20 protein-coding genes are annotated in these 24,498 nt (G+C 72.6%); 13 read left to right on the top strand and 7 right to left on the bottom strand.

What is annotated here, in order from left to right:
- Positions 1-32 precede the first annotated feature (32 nt).
- The 3 genes from R9X44_RS11415 (at position 33) to R9X44_RS11425 (ending at position 4,934) form a co-directional block, all read left to right on the top strand.
- Entirely contained in the window at positions 33-2,177 is a 2,145-nt protein-coding gene (locus R9X44_RS11415) for an acyl-CoA dehydrogenase (RefSeq protein WP_319814030.1), read from the top strand.
- A gap of 123 nt (positions 2,178-2,300) precedes the next feature.
- Positions 2,301-3,854: an SMI1/KNR4 family protein gene (locus R9X44_RS11420; RefSeq protein ID WP_319814031.1), complete on the top strand. Its 1,554-nt coding sequence runs from the start codon at positions 2,301-2,303 to the stop codon at positions 3,852-3,854.
- Positions 3,855-3,917: 63 nt separating this feature from the next.
- On the top strand, positions 3,918-4,934 hold the full coding sequence (locus tag R9X44_RS11425) for a zinc-binding dehydrogenase (protein WP_319814032.1): 1,017 nt from the start codon (positions 3,918-3,920) through the stop codon (positions 4,932-4,934).
- Positions 4,935-4,936: 2 nt separating this feature from the next.
- Here R9X44_RS11425 and R9X44_RS11430 read toward each other — a convergent pair whose 3' ends face one another.
- The 4 genes from R9X44_RS11430 to R9X44_RS11445 are packed head-to-tail and all read right to left on the bottom strand — an operon-like array spanning position 4,937 to position 8,634.
- Entirely contained in the window at positions 4,937-6,094 is a 1,158-nt protein-coding gene (locus R9X44_RS11430) for an FAD-dependent oxidoreductase (protein WP_319814033.1), read from the bottom strand.
- A 15-nt stretch (positions 6,095-6,109) separates the two neighbouring features.
- The gene (locus R9X44_RS11435) at positions 6,110-6,697 is read right to left on the bottom strand and encodes a maleylpyruvate isomerase family mycothiol-dependent enzyme (protein WP_319814034.1); all 588 of its coding nucleotides are present in this window, start codon (positions 6,695-6,697) and stop codon (positions 6,110-6,112) included.
- Positions 6,694-7,524: a fumarylacetoacetate hydrolase family protein gene (locus tag R9X44_RS11440; protein ID WP_319814035.1), complete on the bottom strand. Its 831-nt coding sequence runs from the start codon at positions 7,522-7,524 to the stop codon at positions 6,694-6,696. The genes R9X44_RS11435 and R9X44_RS11440 overlap by 4 nt, the downstream gene beginning before the upstream one ends.
- Before the next feature lie 3 nt (positions 7,525-7,527).
- Positions 7,528-8,634 carry a cupin domain-containing protein gene (locus tag R9X44_RS11445; protein WP_319814036.1) on the bottom strand — a complete coding sequence of 369 codons (1,107 nt, stop codon included), beginning with the start codon at positions 8,632-8,634 and terminating at the stop codon, positions 7,528-7,530.
- A 103-nt stretch (positions 8,635-8,737) separates the two neighbouring features.
- Here R9X44_RS11445 and R9X44_RS11450 point away from each other — a divergent pair, with 103 nt between their 5' ends.
- Positions 8,738-9,481: an IclR family transcriptional regulator gene (locus R9X44_RS11450; protein ID WP_319814037.1), complete on the top strand. Its 744-nt coding sequence runs from the start codon at positions 8,738-8,740 to the stop codon at positions 9,479-9,481.
- 45 nt (positions 9,482-9,526) lie between these two features.
- Here the strand turns inward: R9X44_RS11450 and R9X44_RS11455 are convergent, their stop codons facing one another.
- The 3 genes from R9X44_RS11455 to R9X44_RS11465 form a co-directional block, all read right to left on the bottom strand.
- Positions 9,527-10,009, bottom strand: a complete 483-nt coding sequence (locus R9X44_RS11455) for a GNAT family N-acetyltransferase (RefSeq protein WP_319814038.1) — start codon at positions 10,007-10,009, stop codon at positions 9,527-9,529.
- Positions 10,010-10,111: 102 nt separating this feature from the next.
- On the bottom strand, positions 10,112-10,900 hold the full coding sequence (locus tag R9X44_RS11460; RefSeq protein WP_319814039.1) for an SAM-dependent methyltransferase: 789 nt from the start codon (positions 10,898-10,900) through the stop codon (positions 10,112-10,114).
- Positions 10,901-11,348: 448 nt separating this feature from the next.
- Complete coding sequence (locus R9X44_RS11465; RefSeq protein ID WP_319814040.1) at positions 11,349-13,325, bottom strand: IclR family transcriptional regulator C-terminal domain-containing protein; 1,977 nt, start codon at positions 13,323-13,325, stop codon at positions 11,349-11,351.
- A 273-nt stretch (positions 13,326-13,598) separates the two neighbouring features.
- On the opposite strand from R9X44_RS11465, the gene R9X44_RS11470 reads away from it, so the two are divergent.
- From R9X44_RS11470 to R9X44_RS11510, 9 genes are all read left to right on the top strand, one after another.
- Positions 13,599-14,354: a CoA transferase subunit A gene (locus R9X44_RS11470; protein ID WP_319814041.1), complete on the top strand. Its 756-nt coding sequence runs from the start codon at positions 13,599-13,601 to the stop codon at positions 14,352-14,354.
- Complete coding sequence (locus tag R9X44_RS11475; protein ID WP_319814042.1) at positions 14,354-14,998, top strand: CoA transferase subunit B; 645 nt, start codon at positions 14,354-14,356, stop codon at positions 14,996-14,998. The genes R9X44_RS11470 and R9X44_RS11475 overlap by 1 nt, the downstream gene beginning before the upstream one ends.
- Entirely contained in the window at positions 14,998-16,176 is a 1,179-nt protein-coding gene (locus R9X44_RS11480) for an acetyl-CoA C-acyltransferase (protein ID WP_319814043.1), read from the top strand. The genes R9X44_RS11475 and R9X44_RS11480 overlap by 1 nt, the downstream gene beginning before the upstream one ends.
- Before the next feature lie 24 nt (positions 16,177-16,200).
- The gene (pcaH, locus tag R9X44_RS11485; protein ID WP_413774931.1) at positions 16,201-16,971 is read left to right on the top strand and encodes a protocatechuate 3,4-dioxygenase subunit beta; all 771 of its coding nucleotides are present in this window, start codon (positions 16,201-16,203) and stop codon (positions 16,969-16,971) included.
- Positions 16,971-17,573: a protocatechuate 3,4-dioxygenase subunit alpha gene (pcaG, locus tag R9X44_RS11490; protein WP_319814044.1), complete on the top strand. Its 603-nt coding sequence runs from the start codon at positions 16,971-16,973 to the stop codon at positions 17,571-17,573. The genes pcaH and pcaG overlap by 1 nt, the downstream gene beginning before the upstream one ends.
- Entirely contained in the window at positions 17,560-19,266 is a 1,707-nt protein-coding gene (locus R9X44_RS11495; RefSeq protein ID WP_319814045.1) for a lyase family protein, read from the top strand. The genes pcaG and R9X44_RS11495 overlap by 14 nt, the downstream gene beginning before the upstream one ends.
- Positions 19,263-20,582, top strand: coding sequence for a 4-carboxymuconolactone decarboxylase (gene pcaC, locus R9X44_RS11500; RefSeq protein WP_319814046.1), 1,320 nt, complete (start codon positions 19,263-19,265; stop codon positions 20,580-20,582). The genes R9X44_RS11495 and pcaC overlap by 4 nt, the downstream gene beginning before the upstream one ends.
- Positions 20,579-21,793, top strand: a complete 1,215-nt coding sequence (locus R9X44_RS11505) for a 4-hydroxybenzoate 3-monooxygenase (RefSeq protein ID WP_319814047.1) — start codon at positions 20,579-20,581, stop codon at positions 21,791-21,793. Before pcaC ends, R9X44_RS11505 begins: the two co-directional genes overlap by 4 nt.
- 710 nt (positions 21,794-22,503) lie before the next feature.
- Positions 22,504-24,366, top strand: a complete 1,863-nt coding sequence (locus R9X44_RS11510; RefSeq protein WP_319814048.1) for a hypothetical protein — start codon at positions 22,504-22,506, stop codon at positions 24,364-24,366.
- Positions 24,367-24,498: the final 132 nt, after the last annotated feature.

Raw genomic sequence — 24,498 nt, forward strand, 5'->3', positions numbered from 1 at the left:
CGACCTACGCCATACCGTATAAGGTTCGGGCCATGTCGATTGCCATCTCGGAAGAGCACAGATCCCTCGCGGAAACCGTCGCGGACTTCCTGCGGCGGCGCGACGCACGCGGGGCGGCGCGCGCCCTGCTCGACGCGAAGGAAGAGGGCCTGCCCGCGTTCTGGGCGGAGCTCGGCGGCCTCGGCTGGCTCGGCCTGCACCTGCCCGAGGAGCACGGCGGGTCGGGCTTCGGGCTGCCGGAACTCGTCGTGGTCGTGGAGGAGCTGGGCCGCGCGATCGCGCCAGGGCCGTTCGTGCCGTCCGCCGTCGCCTCGGCGTTCCTGGCCGAGGCCGCGCCCGCCGAGCTCCAAGCCGAGCTGCTGCCGGGCCTCGCCGACGGGTCCATCGTCGGCGCGGTCGCGCTCGGCGGCTCGGTGACGGTCTCGGACGGCAAAGCCGACGGTGACGCCGGCGCCGTCATCGGCGGCGGACTCGCCCAGGTCATGCTCGTCGTCTCCGGCGCGGACGTCGCGGTCGTGCGGGCCGGCGACGGCGTCGCGGTGGAGGTCCCCGGCAACCTCGACCGGACCCGCCGCGCCGCCCGCGTCACCCTGTCCGGCGCGCCCGCGACGCTGATCCCCGGCGGCTGCGCCCTCCTGACGGACCTCGCCCGCCTGCTCTTCGCCGCCGAGGCCACCGGGATCGCCCGGGAGACCACGGTCCTGGCCGCCGAGTACGCCAAGATCCGCGTGCAGTTCGGCAGGCCGATCGCGACATTCCAGGCGGTCAAGCACCACTGCGCGAACATGCTCGTCGCCGCCGAGATGGCCACCGCCGCCGTCTGGAACGCCGCCCGCACCAAGACCCCCGCCGAGCGTTCCTACGCCGCCGCTATCGCCGCGACCCTCGCGCTGCCCGCCGCGCAGCGCAACGGACAGCTCAACATGCAGGTCCAGGGCGGCATCGGGTTCACCTGGGAGCACGACGCGCACCTGTACATCCGGCGCGCCGAGGCCGTCGCCGCGCTGCTGTCGGCCGAGGCCGCCGCCCAGGACGTCACCGCGCACTCGCGCGCGGGCGTGAAGCTGGAGCGGTCGGTGGAGCTGCCGCCCGAGGCCGAGACGTTCCGGGCCGAGGTCCGCGCGTTCGCCGCCAAGATCAAGGATCTTGACGACACCGCGAAGAAGACAGCGATCGTGGACGAGGGATACGCCGTCCCCCACTGGCCGCAGCCTTTCGGACGCAACGCCAAGGCCGTAGAGCAGCTCGTCATAGACGAGGAGTTCAAGGCGGCGGGCCTGCGCAAGCCCGCCTACGGGATCACCGGATGGGTGCTGCTTACCCTCGCCCAGCACGCCACCGAGGAGCAGGTGGCCCGTTGGGTGCGCCAGGGCCTCCTCCAGGAGGTCATCTGGTGCCAGCTGTTCAGCGAGCCGGACGCCGGATCGGACGCCGCGGGCGTCAAGACGAGGGCGACCCGCACCGACGGCGGCTGGATTCTCAACGGCCAGAAGGTCTGGACGTCCGGCGCGCACCTCGCCTCCTACGGCCTCGCGACCGTGCGCACCGACCCCGACGCGCCCAAGCACAAGGGCATCACCACAGTCGTCATCGACATGAAGGCCCCCGGCGTCGAGGTGCGGCCGCTGCGCCAGGCGACCGGCGGCGCAGACTTCAACGAGGTGTTCTTCACCGACGTGTTCGTGCCGGACTCCGACGTCGTCGGACCCGTCGACGCGGGCTGGACCGTCGCGCGGGCCACGCTCGGCAACGAGAGCGTCAGCATCGGCGGCGGCCAGGGCGGCATGGCGATCCCGCACGCGGTGTTCCTTACCGCGTTCGACGCCGCGCCCGAGCGGCTGACGGGCGGTCCGGGACGGCTCGGCAGGTACCTGGCCGCCGACGAGGCGCAGCGGGCGATGAACCTGCGGACCGCGCACCGTGCCGTCACCGGCGCGGGACCCGGCCCCGAGGGCAACGTCGCCAAGCTGGTGATCAGCGAGAACGGGCACGAGGCGTCGGCGATCCTCGCCGAGCTGGGCGGCCAGCAGACCGCCTTCGCCGACGGCGACGGGCTCGCCGCGGGCATGGTCCTGTGGCACCGGGCCATGGCGATCGCCGGAGGCACCTCGGAGATCAAGCGCAACCAGATCGGCGAGCGCATCCTCGGCCTACCCCGCGACCCCCTGATCGTCTGACGGCACCGCCACGGGCCCGTCCCTTCCAGGGGGCGGGCCTTCGGCGTTTCCGGCGAAAACCCCGCCGAGTCATGCGATCATGGTCGCTGTCCTCCGCCGCGGATCACCACCACGGGGAGGATCATGGACAGCGAGCGGCGTGCCCGGCTCATCGAGGTCTCCGGCAGGCTTGCCGCCTCGGTCGCGCGGACGGCTCCGGCCGGTTGGACGCGGGCGGTCGTGCGGGCGCACGCGACGGGGCTGCGCGGGGCCGCTTACGTCGTCCACACCACCCCGGAAGGACGCCGCAGGCAGGCCCTGGAGGGCGTCGAGACGGAGATCGCGGACCTCGTCCAGCTGGCGAAGGGCCCGACGCCGGGGCTCGACCTGCTGCTGACCCTTGAGGCGTCCGGCGGCTACGAGGCCGTGGTGACGCCGAGGTCGAAGCACGGCCAGAGCGCTGCTTACTGCCTCCTCGAAGAAGACCTCGGCCTGCCCGCGCCCGGCCACGTCCAGCCGGGTCCGGAGGACGACACCCCCGCGGGTGATCCCGCCGAGGCCGTCCGTCTGATGGCGGAGTACCTCGCCGAGGTCGCGCGGCTCACCGGCCGGCCGCCCCTCACCCGCACCCCCACCGCGCCGGAACTCCTCGACGACATCGAGCGCAGGATCGACCGCGCCCTGCCCGCCGACCTGCGCGCCCTGTACGAGGCGGGCCACCACGACGAGGGCTTCCACTGGCGCTGGCTGCCCCCCGAGGAGATCCCGGGCGAACACGGCTATATCTCCCACACCGCCATGCGCGGACAGCCCCCGGTCCTCGACGCCGAACCGCCCGAGACCGTCCGACGCCTGCGCACCCACGAGGCGTGGATCCCGTTCGCCTATGACGACGACGGCAACTACCTGCTGGTCGACCTCGCGCCCGCCAGGCTCGGCCGTCCGGGGCAGGTGGTGTGCACGGGCGGCGACATAGACGACGGGCCAGTCCATGTGGCCGACTCCGTCACCGAACTGCTGCGCGTTCAGCTCTCCTGGCTGCGCGACGGCGCGTACACGCTCGAAGACGGCTTCACCGACGAGGTGTTCCTCGAGTTCGACGCCGACCGCTGGCACACCGGGCTCATCACGGCCCGGCGCAAAGTGGTTGATCTCGCCGCGAGCCCCCTGCCCCTGCCCGACCCGAGGGTGCAGCGCCTGTCCATCAGGGCGGGGTCGGGCCCGCTCGACCTGGCGCCGCTCGCGGGCGCGCCGCTGCTGCGGTCGCTGACCCTGGTCTGCGGCGCCACCGACCTCGCCCCGCTCGCCGACCTCCCGCTGGAGTTCCTTTCGGTCACCGGAGACGCCGACCTCTCGCCCCTCGCCGGGCACCCCACCTTGCGCCGCCTGTCCGTGGCGACCACGACCCCGATCCGGCTCGCGTACCTGCGCGACAACCCTCAGCTGATCTCCTTGGACGTCGCACAGTCCCCCGTAACCGACCTCGAAGTGCTGCCGGACTTTCCCTCGCTGTACGGCCTCACCCTCACCCTCCCGCAGTGGGAGGAGCTGTGGCGGCTCACCGACCGCCATCCGCGCCTGGCGACCGCCGTCCTGCACGGCGAGACCGACTCGGGCGTCCGGGCGAGCTGGGCGGCCACCCTGCCGAGCGCGCCCGCCGACCCGCTGCTCACGCACACCGGGACCCTCCCCGACTGACCGTCATGCCCCGGTTCCTACCATGGTGGAAGGGGCGGAACGCGTCCCGGAGACGGGGGGATCATGGGCGGGACCATGCTTGCCGGGCGGCTCGACGTCGCCACGAAGGACTTCGAGATCGTCGAGGTCCCGATCCCCGCGCCCGGCCCCGGAGAGGTGCTGGTGAAGGTCGCGGCGGCCGGGGTCTGCCTGTCCGACGTGCACCTCATCGAGGGGATGCTCCGGCCGCTGTACCTGAAGGGCGAGGCCGTCACCCTCGGACACGAGGTCGCCGGGGCCGTGCACGCGCTCGGCCCCGGCGTCACGGCGGCCTCGCCCGGCGACCGGGTCCTGCTGCAGGCCGGGGAGCGCACCCCCGACGGGGTCGTGCTCACCCGGGGCGTCGACTACGACGGCGGATGGGCCGAATACGCCCTCGCCAAGGTCGAGACGCTCGTGCCCATCCCCGACTCCCTGCCCTTCGAGCAGGCGTGCTTCATCCCCGACGCCGTCTCCACGCCCTGGGCGGCGATCACGCGGACGGGGCTGACCCGTCCCGGCGAGGCGGCCGGGGTGTGGGGCGTCGGCGGGCTCGGCGCGCACGCCGTGCAGCTGCTGCGGATGATGGGGGCCCACCCGATCGTCGCGGCCGACCCGCTGCCCGCCGCGCGCGAACGCGCCATCGAGTTCGGGGCCGACCTCGCCCTCGACCCCGCCGACTGGAAGTTCTCCGCCAAGGTCCGCGAGGCGACCGGCGGGCGCGGCCTCGACGTCGGATTCGACTTCGCCGGGGTCGCGCCCGTGCGGGAACAGGCCGCGAAGGTGCTCGCCGAGGAGGGGCGGCTCGTGCTCGTCGGGCTGACCGACCAGCCGCTCACCCTCACCGACGGGACACGCTTCAGCTACCTGCGCCAGCAGGTGCGCGGCCACTACGGCTCCGAGGCCGACGACGTCACCAAGCTCGTCGCCCTCGTGGAGGGCGGACGGCTCGACTTCGCCCGCTCAGTCAGCGGCGCCTACCCGCTGCGTGACGCGGCCCAGGCCGTGCGCGCGCTGGAGCACAAGGAGGGCGACCCCATCCGGCTCGTCCTGCTTCCGTAGCGTCAGACCTTGTAGAGCCAGTCGACATAGACGGGGTCGTCAAGGTCGCGCTTGAGGAACAGCTCGTTACGCAGGACTCGGGCGACGCCGTCAACGTGCCAGATGTCGCCCCACAGACGGGCCGTCGTCTGGACGCGGGCGGTACGCGCCGTCCGCTCCGCCTGGTAGGCCAGCAGCGCCTCGTCGGTGTCCTGCTTGGCGAGGTGCCCGGCGAGCGAGTAGGCGTCCTCGACGGCCTGGCACGCGCCCTGCGCGAGGTACTGGAGCATCGGGTGCGCGGCGTCGCCGGTGAGCACGACCCTGCCGTCGATCCACGTGGGGATCGGGAGGCGGTCGTACATCGGCCAGCGGCGGACCCGCCACAGCGATCTCAGGCCCGTGCGGACCTCCTCGCACATGCCGTCGAAGACCGCGTCGAGCTCGTCGGGGCCGCCCCACTCGGCCTCGCCGCGCTTCCACGCGGGCGACTCGAAGACCGCGACGGTGTTGAACATCTCGCCGCCGCGCAGCGCGTATTGCACGAGGTGGCATCCGGGGCCCAGATAGACGACGACCTCGTTGAGGGCGTCCGCGTCGAGTTCGCGGCCGAGCTCGGAGGTCGGGAACGCACCACGGTAGGCGACATATCCGGAACAGACGGGCTCGTCGTCCGACAGGCGGGCGCGGAGCGTGGAGTGCAGGCCGTCGGCGGCGATGGCGAGGCCGGCGGAGTGCTCGGTGGACCCCGTGCGGACCACGACGCCGTCGGGGATGTTCTCGACGTCGTCGACCTTGCTGCCGGAAAGCAGCTCGACCCCCGCGGCGCGGCAGGCGTCGGCGAGGATGTCGAGCAGGTCGCTGCGGTGGATGACGACGTACGGCGCGCCGTAACGCGCGACGAAGGCGTCGTCAAGATCGAGGCGGGTGAGGACCGAGCCGTCTACCGCGTCCTTGAACAGCAGGCGGCGCGGGGCGACGCCCTTGTTCAGGACCTCGTCCAACAGGCCCCACTCCTTCAGGACGCGCGTCGCATTCGGGGCCATCTGGAGGCCCGCGCCGACCTCGGCGAACTCCTCCGCGCGCTCGAGCACCCTGACGCGCCTGCCCGACTTGGCGAGCGCGTAGGCGGACGCGAGGCCGCCGATGCCGCCGCCGACCACCACAACATCAACATCGGTCATGATCGTCTCTCTTTCTCAGATCCAGGAGCCGACGGCCGGGGCCCGATCGGCGCGGCCGGTCAGCCAGGCGGCGAGGTCGGCGGCGTGGCCGCGCGCGGCGTGGGTGGCCAGGGCGTCGGCGGCGATGGCCGCGTTGACCTCCTGCGGGAGGTCGGCGAAGGACGCGCCCGCCGCGAGGTCGACCGCGTGGATCGACACCTCGCGGGTCCGCATCCACGGCGTCTCCGCAGCCGGGACCGTGCGGCCCAGGGCCGTCACGACGGGGTTGCCCCATGCCGCCTCCGGCAGGGCGTCCATGTCGGCGGCAAGGGCGGCGGCCGAGGCGTGCGCCATCTCGCGCAGCCGTGCGGCGGGCAGCAGCGCGCCCGCCTCGATCTCGGCGTTGCGCTGCTCGGGACCCGCGTACATGCGGTTCTCCACGCCCGTAGCCGCCCAGCTCACCAGCCGACGGAGGGCTTCGGCGTTGTAGTGGACGTGCGCGACGAGATGCTTACGGGTCCAGCCTGGGAGCGCGCTGGGCGCGTCGAGGTCGTCGTCTGAGAGGTCGTCCAGGGTGCTGAGGAACAGGGCGGTGCCTTCGTCCATCCACGCGCGGGCCGTCACGACGCCTCCGGGTAGGCCGCGATGTTCTCCAGGCGGCCGATGTGCTCGATCTCGGTGACGACCTTGGAACCGGCCTGCAGATAGCGCGCCGGCTTACGGGCGTGGCCGACGCCGCCGGGGGTGCCCGAGGCGATCACGTCGCCGGGGCGCAGGGTCATGATCGTCGACAGGTAGCGGACCAGGGCCACCGGGTCGAAGACCAGGTCGCCGGTGTTGGCGCGCTGCATCTCCTCGCCATCGACCGAGCAGGAGATCTCCAGCGCGGGACGTACCCCGCCGGGCAGCTCGTCGGGGGTGACCAGGACCGGGCCGAGCGGGGTCGTGCCCTCGAAGGTCTTGCCCTGGAGCCACTCGCGGGTGCGGAACTGCCAGTCGCGCATCGTCACGTCGTTCATGACGGTGAACCCGGCGATCGCGGCCGCGGCCTGGGCGTCGTCGGCGCGGCGCACGGTCCTGCCGACGACCACGACGAGCTCGGCCTCCCAGTCGTGCGCGTCGGACTCGGGCGCGAGCTGGATCACGTCCTCCGGGCCGATGAGGGCGTCAGTGAACTTCGCGAACAGGGTCGGGTGCTCCGGCAGGTCGCGGCCCATCTCCAGGATGTGGGTGCGGTAGTTCAGGCCGACGCACATGACCTTGCCGGGGTCGGGGATGACCGGGGCGTACCCGTCGGCCTGCACGAGGGGGCCTTCTGCGGCCGCCTTGGCCTGCCAGTCTTCGGCGGCCAGCAGGGCCTTGACGTCGGGGAAGCCGAGGTCGACAAGGCCGGGGTCGGTGACGCGGACGGCCTTGGTGGCGTCGCCGGTGCGGACGGTGGCGAGACGCATGGGTCAGTCCTCCTGGTGGGTGGGTCGGGTGTCGCGGTGCAGGCCGAGCCGTTCGAAGACCGGCGCGTCGCTGAACCGGAAGAGGTCGAGGCCGTGCTCGGACGCGGCCGAGAACGGCTGCCAGGACGGGACGGTGAACATGTCGCCGCGCTCGACGTGCCATCTGCGGTCGCCGACGGTGATCTCGGCGGACCCGTCGAACACCTGGTAGACCGAGGAGCCGACCTCCTGGGCCCTGGCCGTCTGGGTGCCTGGGGCGAGGCGGTGGAACTCGGCGCGGATCGTCGGCATGACGTCGCCGCCGTCACGCGGGTCGGTGTAGCGGATCGCGGCGTGGCCCGGCTCGAGGGTGACGGGGTGGCCTTCGGTCTCCAAGGAGAGCTGCTCGCTTAGCGCGCGGTCGGTGTGCTCCCAGCGGTAGGCGAGGAGCGGGGTGCCGACGCCGGTCGGGGCCACCCGGGTGAGCGGGCGCAGGCCAGGGTGCGCCCACAAACGCTCGGAACGTGAGCGTTCGGGGGCTTCGCGGGTTTCGACCTGGTCAGGGCCGAACTGGAAGAACGTCGCGTCCGTGGCGTACTGGAAGGGGATGTCCAGGCCGTCGATCCACGCCATCGGGCGGTCGGTGATGTTGTGGTGGCCGTGCCAGTTCCACCCGGCCTGCGGCAGGAAGTCGCCGCGCCGCATCGCCACCGGGTCGCCGTTCACGACGGTCCAGACGCCCTCGCCTTCCACCACAAAACGGAACGCATGCTGGGTGTGGCGGTGGACCGGGGCGTCCTCGCCCGGGTTCAGGTACTGGATCGCGGCCCAGAGCGTCGGAGTGGCGAAGGGGCGGCCGCCCAGGCCCGGGTTGGCCAGCGCGATCGCGCGGCGCTCGCCGCCCCTGCCCACCGGGACGAGGTCTCCAGCGCGCTCGGCGAGCGCGTACAGGTTCTTCCACTTCCACACGTGGGCGAGCGCCCGGGAGCGCGGCTCGGCGGGCATCAGGTCGCCGATCTCGGTCCACAGCGGGACAAGCAGCTCGGATTCGAACCCCTGGTAGAGGGCTTCGAGCTCCGGGGTCCGTTCCGGCTGGTCGGGCGCGTCGGAGACGGGGATCGTCACGGTCATCGGACGTCCTTCGCTCGGCCCGCCGATCGCTCGGCGGACATGTTCGTTCGCTGGCTCCCCGAGCTTGCCCCGTTTTCCGTGGTGAGGGATAGACTTTTCTGCTGTGAGGAACAAACCGCCGTACGCGATCAGCTCAGTGGACCACGCGCTCCAGCTCGCGGCCCTGCTCCAGCACGAGGGGCCCCTGCGCGTCACCGACGCCGCCGAACGCCTTGAGGTCTCCGTCTCCACGGCCCACCGCCTGCTCGCGATGCTCGTCTACCGCGACTTCGCCGAACAGCTCCCCGACCGCCGCTACGCCCCCGGCAAACTCCTCCGCCCCACCCCTTTGACCGAGGCCCCCGTTGCCCTCCTCCGCCGCCTCGCTCTCCCCCGCCTACGCGACCTGGTCGACCGCACCCACGAGACCGCCAACCTCATGGTCCCCGCCGGCGACGAGGTGCGGATCATCGCCACCGTCGAATGCGACCAACTCCTCCGCGTAGGCGACCGCGTAGGGCGCACCCTCCCCCTCCACCTCGCCTCCGCAGGCAAAGCCATCCTCGCCGCCCTCCCCCCAGACGAAGTCGCCGCCCTCTACCCCGACTCTTACGAGTCCCTCTCCCGCGAACTCGCCACCATCCGCCGCCGCGGCTTCGCCATCAACGACCAACGCACCGAACCCGGCCTCACCGCCCTCGGCATGGCCGTCCACTCCCCCACCGGCCCCCCCATAGCCGGCATCTCCCTCTCCATCCCCACCGCCCGCTTCACCCCCACCACCCTCCCCACCCTCACCACAGCCCTAACCACCGCCACAACCCACCTAGAAACAGCCCTCTCCACAGAACCTCCCGCACCCGAATGACGCGCCGCCGAACCGCGTCCGGCGTGACGCGCCGGGCGGGTGCGGTCAGGTGGTGAGGCGGGCCAGGTAGAGGACTGCGGGGCGGAAGCCTCGGCGTTCGTAGAGGGTGATGGCGTCGGTGTTGGCGGCGAGGGCGTCGATCCAGACGTCCTTGACGCCGAGGGCGGCGAGTTCGGTGTCGACGGCGTCGAGGAGGCTTGTGCCTACGCCGTGGCCGCGGCCCTCAGGGCGGACGAGGAGGGAGTGGATGTGGGCGATGCGGTCGGCGCTGACCCATGTGTCGTCGGGGTCGGTGCGGACCTCCACGAGGGCGTAGCCGACTGTCTTGTCGCCTTCGCGGGCGAGGAGGGCGAAGCCGTCGCCGTCGAGCCAGCCGCCGTACTCCGCGCGGCGCGCCAGCCAGGACGCCTCGTCGTCCTTGTACCGCCAGCCGGGCTGGACCCGCTGATGGTGGTGGTGCAGTTCCAGCCACAGCTCCCGGAGGTCGTCAACGGCCTCCGGGCCCACCTTCACGATCTCGACGCCCATGCCCCCACAGTCTCATCCCGCCCGAACGGCCGGGACGACCACCCCCGGGACGGGGACGCCGCGGGGCCCGGCGAGGGGGGCTCGCCGGGCGCGGCACGTCCGTCAGGGCTTGCGGCCGACGCCGCAGAACTCGTCGATCTCGGTGGTGTCGGCGCCGGGCTCGGGGTGCCAGCGGGGGCAGGAGACGAGGCCGGGGGGCAGCAGTTCGAGGCCGTCGAAGAAGGACTCGAGCTTGGCGGGGCTGCGCAGGACGTAGGGCGGGTTGGCGTCGCGGTTCCAGATCTCGATCGCCTCGGCCGAGGCCGGGTCGATGACGTTGGTCGCGTCGTAGAGAGCGAGGTAGCTGCCGCTCGGCAGTGCCGAGACGAGACGGCGGACGAGCGCGCGGGCCTCACCGTCGTCGGTGATGTGGCCGACGACGCCCATCAGCAGCAGCGCGATCGGCTGCGCGAAGTCGAGGGTGTCGGCGGCCGCGGCGATGATGTTGTCGGGGTCGCGCAGGTCGGCCGCCAGGTAGGCGGTCTCGCCCTCCTCGGTGCCGGTGAGCAGGGCGCGGGCGTGCGCGAGCACGTGCGGGTCGTTGTCCACGTAGACGACCCGCGCCGACGGGTCCGCGCGCTGGGCGACCTGGTGGGTGTTGTCGGCGGTCGGCAGGCCGGTGCCGACGTCGAGGAACTGGCGAACACCGAGGTCGGCGGCGAGGTGGTGCACCGACCGCCGCAGGAACGCCCGGGTGGCTCGCGCGAAGAGCGCCATGTCAGGAAGCACTTTCAGGATCTCGTCGCCGACCTGCCTGTCGACGGCGAAGTTGTCCTTGCCGCCCAGCCAGTAGTTCCAGATCCGCGCGGTCTGCGGCACGTCCGGGTTGACCTCGGGCGCTTCACTCGTCACGAGAACTCCCTAACTCGTTGCTCTACTTCTTCACTGACATGTCCACCCCCATGATCGTCTTCCGAAGGAAAGTCCCACAATCCCTCTCACCCCGAAATTCTCCCCCCACCCTTTCCGGCCCCACCCATACCACCCCACCCACCCCCACCCCCTAGACAAAAAAGGCATTAAGGACAAAATCCCCACCCAACAACGCCCCGACCACGACCCAGCCCCAAACCGAACACAAGCCACCAACCGCGTGCACGCGGTTACCCCCAGCCGCAGCACAGGTGCGACCACGCGCACGGTTGTTCCCGGAGCACCCGCGCAGCCACACTCACCGGCGCGCGCGAGCACAGGCAAGAGCGCGGGCCACATGCGACACAGCCGCAGACGTGACACAAGTGCACCCGCAGCCACGCCCGAGCCGAGCACAGGCGCGGGCCCAGCACAGGCCGACCACGAGTCAGGCACGGGCCAGGCGCAGTCCGGGCACGAGCCAGGTGCAGGCCGGGTGAAGGCCGGGTGCGAACCGAGCACAGACCGGGCACGAGCCGGGTGCGAACCGAACGCAGGCCGGGCACGGGCCAGGCTCGGGACAGGTGCAAGCCGAGCACTGACCCAGCATGGGCCAGGCACGGGCCGGGCGTGGGCCGGGCATGGGCCGAGCGTGGGCCAGGCGTGGGCCAGGCGTGAGCTGTGCGTGAGCTAAGCGCGAGCCGGGCGGGGCCGGGTGGGCGTGGGGGCTGTAGGCGTGGGTGGGGTGGGCCCACCGGGTGCGGGTGGGGATTGGGGTGGGGTGGGTGGGGTGAGGGGTTAAGAGGGTGGGGAGGGTGGGGTAGGAGGCGAGGTCGGCTTCCAAGGCTTGGGCGGTTTGGCGGAGGGCGGGGAGGAGGCGGGCTGCGGTTTCGGGGGCGGGGGCGGGGCCGGCGTGCGTGGCGACGTTGAGGGCGGCGATGACGGTGCCCCGGGAGTCGCGGACGGGGACGGCGACGGAGCGCAGGCCCTCGTCGAGTTCCTGGTCGACGAGGGCGTGGCCGTCGGCGGCCGCGGCGGTGATCAGGTTGTGCAGTTCAGTGGGGTGGACATGGGTGTGCCGGGTGAACGGTTCAGGTGTGGTGGTCGGCAGGAGCGCGGCGCGCTCGGACTCGGGAAGGGCGGCGAGCAGCACGCGTCCCATCGACGTGGCCCAGGCCGGGAAGCGGGTGCCGACGTCGATGGCGACCCGCATGATCCGGCTCGCCGGAACACGGGCGACATATCGGATGTCCGGCCCGTCGAGGACGGCGAGGGACGCCGAGTCCTGGACGCGGTCCACCAACGCGCGCAGGTGCGGCATGGCCACGTCCGCGAAGGTGAGGGTGCTCAGCTCGGCGTAACCGAGGTCGAGCACCTTGGGCAGCAGCACATACCGGCGACCGTCAAGGCGCGCATAGCCGAGCGCCTCCAACGCCATCAAGGAGCGGCGCGCGGTAGCACGCGGCAGACCGGTCGCCTCGGCCGACTCGGAGATCGTGAGGCCCCCCGGGTGCGCGCCGAGCGAGGCGAGGACGGCGAGACCGCGGTCGAGCGACTGGAGGAACTCGGGCCCGAGCTCGCGCTTGAGGTCGCGGCTGCGGTCGGTGCCCTGCTCCCGGACTCCCCCCGGACGCGGCCGCCGCAGCGCCTCCTCCATCGCGCTCACCCGCTCGGCGGCGGCGCGCGTGACCCGCTCGCGCAGCGACGCCACGTCGTGCCTGCTGGTGTGGCTGACGACGCTGAGCGCGCACTCCACGGCCCCCGACGGCCCCCGCACCGGCAGCGCCACCGCGATCAGGCCGGGCTCGATCAGCTGGTCGTCGGCGGCCCATCCGACGCGCGCGGCCTCGGCCACCCGTTCACGGAACCCCGCGACCCCGCCTTCCGGCACGGCGAGCGGAACCGAGAAGCCCGGATCGTCGGTTTCGCCGCCCGTCTCGATCCGCCGCTCGAACCTGGCCCAGCGCGCCTCGTTCCAGTCGGCCGCGAAGATCGGGCCTGGCGCGCACAGCTCAGCGGGCAGCAGGTCGCCGACGCGGAAGGCCACCGACATGGCCCGCCTGCGCGGAGACTGGACGACGAAACGCGCCCCGTCCCCGTCGGGCACCGCGACCGAGACGGACTCGTCGAGCTCCTCCGCGAGCGCCGTCGCCATCGGACCCAGCGACTCGGCGAACCCCGACCCCTCGAGGTAGGCGTTGCCGAGCTCCATCAGGCGCGGGGCCGCGACGACCTCGCGCCCCTGCCAGCGCGCGTAGCCGATCTGGACGAGCGTGCTCACCACCCGGTCGACCGTCGAACGGACCAGCCCGGTGGCCTTCACCAGGTCGGCCGGACGCTGCGGATCGCGCGCGCGGCCGAGGAGGTTGATCACCTCAAGCCCGCGCTCGAGCGGCCCCGTCGCGATCGACGTCTCCTGCCCCATCGCCCTTTCCTCCCTTCGACACCGACCCCAGAACCCGATCCGGCGGAGCCGGGGTCGATCCCGAGGTCGGCGATCACAGTACCGACCTGGTTTTCCACAGGCCGGGTCATCTCGGCTTGACATCCGCCGATCGCTCGGCGGACACTGAGCCTGGCAACATTATGAACGAAAGTTCACCAGGCGAACAACCCCTGGCGCGAAATTCGGCCGAAGATGCGGTCGGGGCGCGTCCGAGGCCCGCCGCGTGGACCTCGGAGATTGAGGTGCGGGCAGATGGACAAGGTGGTGGCGAACGCGGAAGAGGCCGTGCGCGACATCGGGGAGGGCTCCTCCCTTGCCGTCGGCGGCTTCGGGCTGAGCGGCGTGCCGAATGTGCTGATCGAGGCGCTGCACCGGGCGGGTCCAGGCGGGCTGCGGGTCGTCTCGAACAACTGCGGGGTCGACGGAAGCGGCCTGAGCATCCTGCTCGAGGCCGATCAGATCGTGCGCGTGACCGGCTCCTACATCGGCGAGAACAAGTCCTTCGCGCGCAGATATCTGGGCGGCCAGGTGGAGGTCGAGCTGATCCCCCAGGGCACGCTCGCCGAGCGGCTGCGCGCGGGCGGGTGCGGAATCCCGGCGTTCTACACCCCGGCGGGGGTCGGCACCGCCGTCGCCGAGGGCGGTCTGCCATGGCGGTACGCGGCCGACGGCTCGGTCGCGGTGCAGTCCCCGGCCAAGGAGACGCGTGAGTTCGGCGGCAAGTCCTATGTGCTCGAGGAAGGCATCGTCACGGACTTCGCGCTGGTGCACGCGGTGAAGGGCGATCGGCTCGGCAACCTGGTGTTCGCCAAGGCGAGCCGCAACTTCAACCCGCTCGCCGCGATGGCCGGGCGCATCACCGTCGCCGAGGTGGAGGAGCTGGTCGAGCCCGGCGAGCTCGACCCACAGGACGTCCATCTGCCCGGCGTGTTCGTCCAGCGGGTCGTGGCGCTCACCCCCGAGCAGGCCGCGAACAAGGGCATCGAGAAGAGGACGGTGCGGGTCTGATGGCCTGGTCCAAGAACGAGATGGCGGCCCGCGCGGCCGCGGAGCTGACCGACGGCTCCTACGTCAACCTCGGCATCGGCCTGCCCACGCTGGTCCCAGGGTTCGTGCCCAAGGGCGTGGACGTCGTGCTGCACTCGGAGAACGGCCTGCTCGGCGTGGGTCCCTACCCGCGTGAGGCGGAGGTCGATCCCGATCTCATCAACGCGGGCAAGGAGACCGTCACGGTGCTGCCGGGCGCGAGCTTCTTCGACTCGTCGCTGTCGTTCGGCATGATCCGCGGCGGCCACATCGACACCGCGATCCTCGGCGCGATGCAGGTCTCCGCGCGCGGCGACCTGGCGAACTGGATGATCCCCGGCGCGATGGTCAAGGGCATGGGCGGCGCGATGGACCTCGTGCACGGCGCGGGCCGCGTCATCGTGATGACCACCCACAACGCCAAGAACGGCTCGGCGAAGCTCGTCGAGGAGTGCGATCTGCCGCTCACCGGGAAGGCGTGCGTGCACCGGGTGATCACCGACCTCGCGGTCCTCGACGTCACGCCCGACGGCTTTGTCCTTGTCGAGACGGCCCCGGGCGTCTCCGTCGCCGAAGTGCTCGAGCGGACGGGCGCGAAGGTCAAGGTTCCGGAGGGGGTGCGGTGATGGGCGACGTCTATGTGGTCGACGCGGTCCGTACGCCGATCGGCAAGTACGCGGGGGCGCTGTCGGGGGTGCGTCCGGACGATCTCGCCGCCGGGGTGCTGCGCGCGCTCATCGAGCGCAGCCCGAACCTCGACCCGGCCCGGATCGACGACGTCATCTACGGCAACGCCAACGGCGCCGGCGAGGACAACCGCGACGTCGCGCGGATGGCGGTGCTGCTCGCGGGCCTGCCCGTCAGCGTGCCCGGCGCGACGGTGAACCGGCTGTGCGGCTCGGGCATGGAGGCCGTCATCCAGGCATACCGGGCGATCGCAGTCGGCGACGCCTCGATCGCGGTCGCGGGCGGGGTCGAGTCGATGAGCCGTGCGCCCTGGGTGCTGCCGAAGCCGGAGCGGGCGTTCCCGGCGGGCAACCAGGAGCTGGTGTCCACCACCCTGGGCTGGCGGCTGGTCAACCCTGCGATGCCAGCGGAGTGGACGGTCGCGCTCGGCGAGGGCGCGGAGCTTGTCGCCGACAAGTACACGATCGGCCGCGCGGCGCAGGACGCGTTCGCGCTGGCCAGCCACGCCAAGGCCGACGCCGCCTGGAACGCGGGGCTGTACGACGCCGAGGTCGTCCCCGTCAAGGGCGTCGAGCTGGCGCGGGACGAGACCATCAGGACCGGCGGCACCCTTGAGTCGATGGCGAAGCTGAAGCCGGTCTTCCGCGCCGGCGGCACCGTCACCGCGGGCAACGCCTCCCCGCTGAACGACGGTGCGGCGGCGCTGCTGCTCGCCGACGAGGCGGGCCTCGCCGAACTCGGCCGCGAACCGCTCGCCAGGGTGCGGGCCAGCGCCGTCACCGCACTCGAGCCGCAGTACTTCGGGCTCGGACCGGTCGAGGCCGTCACCAGGGCGCTGCGCCGCGCCGGGGTCGGCTTCGACGCGCTGAGCGTGGCCGAGCTGAACGAGGCGTTCGCCGCCCAGGCGCTCGGCTGCCTCGCCGCGCTGCCGGAGCTCGACCCGTCGATCGTCAACCCGCGCGGCGGCGCGATCGCGCTCGGGCACCCGCTCGGCGCGTCCGGCGCGCGGATCACCGGGGCTGTGGCGCACCAGCTCGCCGCCCTCGGGAGCGGCGTAGGCGTCGCCTCCCTGTGCATCGGCGTCGGCCAGGGCCTGGCGCTGGTGCTCGACCGCTGACCATCCCCAACCACCCCCCGAACCATGGAAAGGAGGCCGGACGTGACTCCCCCGCAACCGCCCACCCAGGCGGAGATCAGCGCCGAGATCGCGGCGCTCGGCGGCTCCCGTCCCGGGCTCGCCCACCCCGACCGCGGCTACGCGCCGTACCGCAGCAGCGCGCTGCGGCATCCCGTCAAGCCGCTCGTCGTGGTCAAGGACCCCGAGGCCGTCGAGCTCGCGGGGCCGGTGTTCGGCGTCAGCGACATCACCGAGCTGGACAGCGACCTCACCCGGCAGCACACCGGCGAGCCACAGGGCGAGCGGATGACGGTCACCGGCCGGGTCCTCGACCGCGACGGCCGTCCGGTCCGGGGCCAGCTCGTGGAGATCTGGCAGGCCAACGCCGCGGGCCGCTACGCCCATCAGCGCGACGACCACCCGGCCCCGCTCGATCCGCACTTCACCGGCGCTGGCCGCTGCCTCACCGACGACGAGGGCCGCTACTCCTTCACCACCATCAAGCCTGGCCCCTACCCATGGCGGAACCACACCAACGCGTGGCGGCCCGCGCACATTCACTTCTCGCTGTTCGGGCATGCCTTCACCCAGCGGCTCATCACCCAGATGTACTTCCCGGGCGACCCGCTGTTCCCATACGACCCGATCCTGCAGTCGGTGACTGACGAGGCGGCGCGCGGCCGTCTCGTCGCCGCCTACGACCATGACCTTTCTGTGCCCGAGTGGTCGCTCGGCTACCGCTGGGACATCGTGCTCGACGGGCCGACCGCCACCTGGATCGAGGAGGGACGCTGATGGGCACCTCGCCCGCCCCGCTGGAGCCGACCCCGTCGCAGACCGTCGGGCCGTTCTACGGATACGCGCTGCCCTTCCCAGGAGGCGAGGAACTCGCCCCGGCCGGGCATCCCGGCACGATCACCGTGCACGGGCACGTCTACGACGGCGCGGGCACGTCGGTGCCGGACGCGCTCGTGGAGATCTGGCAGGCCGACGAAAGCGGCTCGCTGGAGGGCGCGCCAGGCTCGCTGCGGCGCGACCCGGTGACCGGGGCGGTCGTCGGCCGCAACGGGGTCGACTTCACCGGGTTCGCCCGGATCGCCACCGACGCGTCGGGCCGCTGGTTCGTCAGGACCCTTCCACCGGGGCCGCACCGGGAGGGCCGCGCGCCCTATCTGTCGGTGTGCGTGTTCGCGCGCGGCCTGCTGCACCACATGTTCACCCGGATCTACCTGCCGGAACACGCCGCGGCGCTCGCCGCCGATCCCGTCTTCGGGGAACTGCCCGAGGAGCGGCGGCGCACGCTCGTCGCGGTGGAGGAGCGGCCCGGGGTGTACCGGTTCGACATCCGGCTGCAGGGCGGGGCGGGAGAGGAGACGGTGTTCCTTGACTTCGCCTGATCCGGCGGACTCCGGCCTGCTGTCGCCGGTCGTCGCGGGTACCGCCGTCGAAGCGGTCACCGGCGACGCCGCGGTGCTGCGCGCGCTGCTCGACGCCGAGGCCGCGCTCACCCGGGCGCTCGCCCGGCTGGGGCTCGCACCGCGTGCGGCGGCCGAGGCGGTGGACGCGGTCGACCCTGCGGCGTTCGACGTCCGGGACCTCGCCCTGCGCGCCCGCGCGGGCGGCAACCCGGTGATCCCGTTCGTCAAGGACCTGAAGGCCGCGGTGGGCCCGGAGGCCGCCCCCTACGTCCACCGGGGCGCGACAAGCCAGGACATCCTGGACACCGCGCTGATGCTCGTGGCGCGGCGAGCCCTCGCACCCATCCTCACCGACCTCACGGCAACTGCCGAAACCCTGCGCGCGCTCGCCGCAAGGCACCGGAACACCCCCATGCCGGGACGCACACTCACCCAACACGCCGTACCGACGACATTCGGCCTGAAAGCCGCGGGCTGGCGACACCTGGTCCTCGACGCCCACACCCGCCTACGCGCCGTCGAGCGCACCCTCCCCGCACAACTCGGCGGCGCGGCAGGCACCCTCAGCGCCTTCCCCCTCCCCACCCGGAACCCCAACGACACAACAAGCGCACCCGCCACCCCCACAGTCCCGCACTCGGGCTCCGACGGCCCGGTGAGCACGCTTGACGCCCCGAATACAGAGCACGGAGGCGCGACAGGCACGTCCGAGGCCGTCATCAATGCGGAGCACGGCGGCGCGACGGGCGCTCCCGAGGCCGTCACGAACGCGGAGCACGGGAATGTGACAGGCGCGCCCGAGGCCGCCGGGGATACGAAGCGCGGGGGTGCGACGGACGCGCCCGGAGCCGTCACGGATGCGGAGCGCGGGCGTGTGACGGACGCGCCCGGGGCCGTCACGGATGCGAAGCGCGAGGGTGTGACGGGCGCGGCTGGCGCGTTCGCGGGTACGGAGCCCGGGGAGCCCGTGGGGGGGTTGGTCGGGGTTTATGCGGTGGAGGTGGGGCTTAAGGTGCCGTTGTTGCCCTGGCATGTGCTGCGGACGCCGGTCGCTGATCTGGGGGCGGCGCTCGCGTTCGTCGGCGGGGCGCTCGGCAAGGTGGCGGCTGATGTGCTGGTGTTGGCGCGCACCGAGGTGGCCGAGGTCGCTGAGGGCGGCGGGGGCGGGTCGTCGGCGATGCCGCACAAGAGCAATCCGGTGCGGGCGACGCTGATCAGCGCGGCGGCGCGGCGGCTGCCCGGGCTCGCGGCTGAGCTGCTCGGGGCGCTGGCCGCCGAGGACGAGCGGCCCGCGGGGGCCTGGCACGCCGAGTGGCAGCCGCTGCGCGAGGCGCTGCGGCTCGCCGGGGGCGCGGCCGAGGCCGCGCGGGAACTCGCCGAAGGACTCGTCGTGCGTCCGGAGAAGATGCGCGCGGACCTCGACCTCACCCACGGGCTGATCGTGTCCGAGCGCGCCGCCGCCGAGCTCGCGGGCTCCCTGGGCCGCGAGCGGGCCCGCGCGCTGCTCGAGGAGGCGTCGGCGCGCGCCGCCGCGACCGGGACGCCGCTGGCCGACGCCGTCGCCGCGCTGCTGCCGGAAGGCGTCGCCGCGTTCGACCCCGACCCCACCACCTACCTCGGCGCGGCCGCCGCCCTCGTGGACGCCGCCCTGACCCGTGAGGCTGACTCATGACGCTCAACTACCGGCTCGACGGCCCCGAGAACGGCGTTCCGCTGGTCCTCGGGCCCTCCCTGGGCTGCTCACTGCACGTATGGGACGGCGTGGTCGACGAGCTCACGCGCGCCCACCGCGTGCTGCGCTTCGACCTGCCTGGGCACGGCGAGTCCCCGACCGTCCCTGGCGCGACGACGATCGACGCGCTCGCCGCGCTCGTCCTGGAGGCCGCCGACCGTGCCGGGTTCGACTCCTTCCACTACGCGGGGGTGTCCATCGGCGGCGCGATCGGCGCGTCCCTGGCGCTGACGCGTCCTGAACGTGTCGTGTCGCTGGCGATGGTCTGCTCCTCGGCGCGGTTCGGCGAGCCCGCCGCGTGGCGGGAGCGTGCCGCGAACGTCAGGGCGAACGGCACAGCCGTCATGGTCGAGGCGACCGCGTCCCGATGGTTCGCGGGCGAGCCGGGTCCGCTCGGCGCGCGGCTGCTCGCCGACCTCGCCGCCGCCGACGACGAGGGCTACGCGGCATGCTGCGAGGCGCTCGCCGCCTACGACGTCCGCGCGGAGCTGCCCCGCCTCACCCTCCCGGTCCTGATCGTCGGCGGGAAGGCCGACCCGGCGACCCCGTCGCCGCACGCCCGCGAACTCGCCGACGCCATCCCCAGCGCCACCCTTCTCGAACTCCCCGCCGCCGCTCACCTCGCCCCCGTCGACCGCCCCGCCCCCCTGGCCTCCGCCCTCCTCACCCACCTCACTCCCGCGAGCTCCGCCCACCCGGCCCCCGCCCAACTCACGCCCATCGCCCCCGCAAGCTCCGCACCCCTCGCAGACCCGTCGCCGCAGGCGGACGCCTCCGCGTCGCCGCAAGGGACCGTCGCAGCGTCGTCCCCGCAGGTGCGGTCGGGCGTGTCTTCGCGGAAGGCCGCGAGTCCGTCGCCGGGGGGTGTCGGGAATGAGCTGTATTCGGTGGGTATGGGGGTGCGGCGGGAGGTGTTGGGGGATGCGCACGTGGATCGGGCCAATGCGCGGATGACGGAGTTCACGCGGGAGTTTCAGGGGTTCATCACGCGGTATGCGTGGGGGGAGATCTGGACTCGGCCTGGCCTTGATCGGCGGACGCGCAGCGCCATCACGCTGACCGCGTTGATCGCGCGGGGGCATGAGGAGGAGCTCGCGATGCATGTGCGGGCCGCCGTCACCAATGGGCTGAGTGCGGACGAGATCAAGGAAGTCCTGCTTCAGTCCGCCGTTTACTGCGGCGTTCCCGCCGCGAATTCCGCTTTCGCCGTCGCCCAGCGGGTGCTGGACGCGCTCTCCGCCGAGGAAACCTCATGAACCAGTCAGCCCCCGTGCCCGCCAGGACCCAGGTCGCGATCATCGGAGCCGGTCCTGCCGGGCTGCTGCTCGGGCATCTGCTGCACCGCAAGGGCGTCGACACCGTCGTCCTGGAGAACCGCGACCGCGCCTATGTGGAGCGGCGGCAGCGCGCCGGGATCCTCGAGCAGGGCACCGTCGACGTGCTGCGCGCCACCGGAGCCGCGGCCGGAATGGACGCCAGGGGCCTGCGCCACGACGGCATCGAGCTGCGGTTCGAGGGCGAGTCCCACCGGATCGACTTCCCCGCGCTGACCGGCCGCTCGGTGATGGTCTACGCGCAGACCGAGGTCGTCAAGGACCTCATCGCGCTGCGGCTCGCGGCCGACGCACCGCTCGCATTCGAGGCCGAAGCGCTCGACATCTCCGGCATCGAGGGTGAATCCCCGCAGATCACCTACAAGCACTGCGGCGTCGAGCACACCCTCACCGCCGAGTACGTCGTGGCCTGCGACGGGTTCCACGGCGTCGGCCGCCGCGTGATGCCTGAGGCGGGAAAGCGGACGTTCGAGCGCGTGTACCCGTTCTCCTGGCTCGGTGTGCTCGCCGACGTCGCGCCGTCCTGCGACGAGCTCATCTACGCGCACAGCCCCGAGGGGTTCGCGCTGCACAGCATGCGCTCGCCGAAGGTCAGCCGGTTGTACCTGCAGGTCCCGCCGGACACCGACCTCGCCGAGTGGTCCGACGACCGGATCTGGAACTCCCTCGCCCGCCGCTTCGCGATCGACGGCGACTGGAAGCTGGAGACCGGCCCGATCACCGAGAAGGGCATCACGCCCATGCGCAGCTTCGTCACCGAGCCGATGCGGCACGGGCAGCTGTTCCTCGCGGGCGACGCCGCCCACATCGTCCCGCCGACCGGCGCGAAGGGCCTGAACCTCGCCGCCGCCGACGTCACCCTTCTCGCAGCCGCCCTGGTCCGCAGATACACGTCAGGCGACACCTCCGACCTCGACACCTACTCCACCCGCGCCCTGCGCCGCATCTGGCGCGCCGAACACTTCTCATACGCAATGACCTCAATGCTGCACACCTCCCCCACCGACGACGCCTTCGACCACCGCCTCCAAATCTCCCAACTCCGCCACCTCACCGAATCCAAGTCCGCCGCCACCTCCCTAGCCGAAAACTACACGGGCCTCCCCCTACCAACCCTCACCCTCCTCACCTAACCCCCACCCCACCCACCCCAACAAAAGCACCCCACCCCGCCCACACCCCACGGGAACACCCACCCACACGGCCGCCCACCCGCCCACACCCAAGCCCACGCGCGCACCCTCGCGCGCTCGCACACCGCACTCGCTCGGGCGCGGGCGTGGGCCCGTTGATCAGGACGCACCCGCTGAAGTCGGGCGCACTCTCACACACGCGCCGGGGTGAGGATGAGAAGGTACCGGGCCGGAGAGGAGGTGGGGCCTGGTGCCGCGCACCCGCACGCCCATGTGCCCGCGTGCCCCGTGAAGCCGAGCGCACCGCACTGGAACACCCCCACCCGCACGCGCGCGGGGGGTGGGGAGGTTCCGGGTGTCTGAGGGAGAGGCGGGGACCTGGTGCTCGCGCACCCGCACCCTGCGCGCACACCACCGGAGCACCTCACCCGTTCACCTGCACGGCCGCACACCCGCCTGCACCCAAGCCCGCGCGCAAGCGTTCCGAGCGCAGCCGCCCGCCCACGCACCCCACCACACACCCGCACGCGTGGGTGGTGGCGGGCTTGTGGGGTGGGTGGGGGGTTTGGGGGGGGTTCTGGTGGGGTGGGGGTGGGGGTGGGGGAGACTTGACGTTTGAGGTTGTGAGCTTGATCGGTTGGGGGGTACCGGTACACCCGTCACGACCATGACGGGGAGGTCCGAGAGTGCACAGACGTCGAGTGGCCCGAGTGGCGATAGCAGCCGCGCTGGCCGGTTCCGCAGTCGCTGTTCCTGGAGCGGCGGCGGCACGCGCAACACCCGCGGTCGGCGAGAGCGGCGCCGCCGCTTCCGACGAGGCGGCCGTGCTGGTCGGGGAGACGGTCCGCGCCGACGACGGCGTGCGGGTCACCTTCGAGCAGACCGGCGCCGAAGCCGACGTGAAGAAGGGCGAGGGGGTCGCGCTGTTCCTCGCGCCGGACAACGGACGCAACGCGACTGACGCGTCCGCCGCGCCCGTCCAGCAGGCTCCGCGGAACACGCTGAGCGCGCTGGGCGACTGGCAGAAGCAAGGATACGACTGCACGCGGCAGTCCCCCGCGGGGACCGTCGTGCTGATGCCGCGCCCCGCCTCGGTCGCCGACCCCGGCGACGGCTCGAGCGGCTACTGCTGGCTCGACGCCGCCGCCACGAACGGCTCGATCTCGGCGCAGACATCGAGCCAGACCGCGACGCAGACCTCCAAGACCCAGACGTCCGGTCAGACCGGCACACAGACCTCCGCGAAGACGGGAACGCAGGCGTCCGCCCAGACGGGGACGCAGGCTGCCGCGCAGGCCGGGGCGCAGGCTTCCGGGCAGGCCGGGACGCAGGCGTCCGCAAAGACGCAGGCGTCCGGGCAGGTCGGCAAGCAGGTGTCGGGGCAGGCGGGGACCCACGCCGCCGCGCAGGCCGGGGCGCAGGCTTCCGGGCAGGGCGGGGCCCACACGTCCGCGCAGACCGGGACGCAGGCCGCCGGGCAGGCAGGGGCGCACGCGTCCGGGCAGGTCGGGACGCAGGCGGGGGTGCAGGGGGCGGGGCCGGGGCCGGTGTCGCCGGAGGGGCAGGGGGTTGGGGAGGTGGCTTCGCCGTTGGTTTATCTGCCGGCGGACGCGGGGGATCAGACGGTGCGGGTGACGGTGACGTCGAATCCGTCGCCGGTGCTTTCGGTGGACATCGACCGGCGGGACGGGGCAGGGTTCCAGACGGCGCTCACCACGCCGCTGCCGAACGCGGTGCCGAACCTGTACAACGTCGGGTTCGCCGGGTGCGGCTGCCTGCTCACCGAGGTCCCGGCGATCCGCAACGTGATCGTCGCGACCGGGCAGACGTCCACCGAGGTCCCGGTGCTCAACCCCGAGCCTCCGCCCGCGCCGCCCGCGCCGACGGTGCCCGCGCCCGCCACCCCGATTCCGACGCCGGCCGTCCGGGAGGAGGACCGCACGACGCAGGCGCAGGCGCAGGCCCAGGCGGCGATCAGCCTGGTGAAGCGCGCCATCCCGCCGACCCGCCCGCTGGGCGAGGGCGACGCGATCGACTACGCCTTCACCGTCACCAACACCGGCGACACCGCGCTGACCGACGTCGCGGTCACCGACCCGCTCGTCACCGGCGTCACCTGCGTCTCGACCGACCTCGCCGTCGGCGGGTTCACGTCGTGCTCGGGCTCGTATGAGATCACCGCGTCCGACGTGGCCGCGGGCCAGGTCGTCAACACCGCGACGGCGTCGGGGGTGCGCGCCGACGACCAGACGACGGTCGAGTCGTCTCCGTCGACGTCGACGGTGCTGATCGCGAGGAGTCCGTCGTGCGAGGACAGGCCGTGCGGGAAGCCGCGTCAGCAGGTCGGCTGCCATGACAAGCCGTGGCATCACGGTGGTCCGTGCGGGCATGGCGGTCCTTGGCACGGCAAGCACTGGCACGGCGGCAAGCCGTGCTTCGTGAAGCACGGCCACTGGCCGCGTCATCACGGGCACAAGCACTACGGCCCGCCCAAGCACTACGAGAACAGGCCGAAGCACCACAAGAAGCCCAAGCAGCACAGGAAGCCGATCCGGGAGAAGAAGACCCTGTAAGAGGTCAGGTCCCGCCACGGCCGCGGGGTCCGCGTACGCACCGCGGACCCCGCGGCCGTGGCGTGTCCGGGGGACGGCGGCCGGTGCCGGACGGCCGGGGGCTCTTGCGAAAGAGTTTCATGTCCTCTGACA

It is taken from the genome of Actinocorallia sp. A-T 12471, assembly GCF_033875155.1.
Lineage (GTDB): Bacteria > Actinomycetota > Actinomycetes > Streptosporangiales > Streptosporangiaceae > Actinocorallia.

What these genes read in the sequence shown, in the direction of transcription:
- R9X44_RS11415 (WP_319814030.1), top strand. Translation starts at nt 33, where the DNA reads ATGTCGATTGCCATCTCGGAAGAGCACAGATCCCTCGCGGAAACCGTC.
- R9X44_RS11420 (WP_319814031.1), top strand. Translation starts at nt 2,301, where the DNA reads ATGGACAGCGAGCGGCGTGCCCGGCTCATCGAGGTCTCCGGCAGGCTT.
- R9X44_RS11425 (WP_319814032.1), top strand. Translation starts at nt 3,918, where the DNA reads ATGGGCGGGACCATGCTTGCCGGGCGGCTCGACGTCGCCACGAAGGAC.
- R9X44_RS11430 (WP_319814033.1), bottom strand. Translation starts at nt 6,094, where the DNA reads ATGACCGATGTTGATGTTGTGGTGGTCGGCGGCGGCATCGGCGGCCTC.
- R9X44_RS11440 (WP_319814035.1), bottom strand. Translation starts at nt 7,524, where the DNA reads ATGCGTCTCGCCACCGTCCGCACCGGCGACGCCACCAAGGCCGTCCGC.
- R9X44_RS11445 (WP_319814036.1), bottom strand. Translation starts at nt 8,634, where the DNA reads ATGACCGTGACGATCCCCGTCTCCGACGCGCCCGACCAGCCGGAACGG.
- R9X44_RS11455 (WP_319814038.1), bottom strand. Translation starts at nt 10,009, where the DNA reads ATGGGCGTCGAGATCGTGAAGGTGGGCCCGGAGGCCGTTGACGACCTC.
- R9X44_RS11465 (WP_319814040.1), bottom strand. Translation starts at nt 13,325, where the DNA reads ATGGGGCAGGAGACGTCGATCGCGACGGGGCCGCTCGAGCGCGGGCTT.
- R9X44_RS11470 (WP_319814041.1), top strand. Translation starts at nt 13,599, where the DNA reads ATGGACAAGGTGGTGGCGAACGCGGAAGAGGCCGTGCGCGACATCGGG.
- R9X44_RS11475 (WP_319814042.1), top strand. Translation starts at nt 14,354, where the DNA reads ATGGCCTGGTCCAAGAACGAGATGGCGGCCCGCGCGGCCGCGGAGCTG.
- R9X44_RS11480 (WP_319814043.1), top strand. Translation starts at nt 14,998, where the DNA reads ATGGGCGACGTCTATGTGGTCGACGCGGTCCGTACGCCGATCGGCAAG.
- pcaH (WP_413774931.1), top strand. Translation starts at nt 16,201, where the DNA reads ATGGAAAGGAGGCCGGACGTGACTCCCCCGCAACCGCCCACCCAGGCG.
- pcaG (WP_319814044.1), top strand. Translation starts at nt 16,971, where the DNA reads ATGGGCACCTCGCCCGCCCCGCTGGAGCCGACCCCGTCGCAGACCGTC.
- pcaC (WP_319814046.1), top strand. Translation starts at nt 19,263, where the DNA reads ATGACGCTCAACTACCGGCTCGACGGCCCCGAGAACGGCGTTCCGCTG.
- R9X44_RS11505 (WP_319814047.1), top strand. Translation starts at nt 20,579, where the DNA reads ATGAACCAGTCAGCCCCCGTGCCCGCCAGGACCCAGGTCGCGATCATC.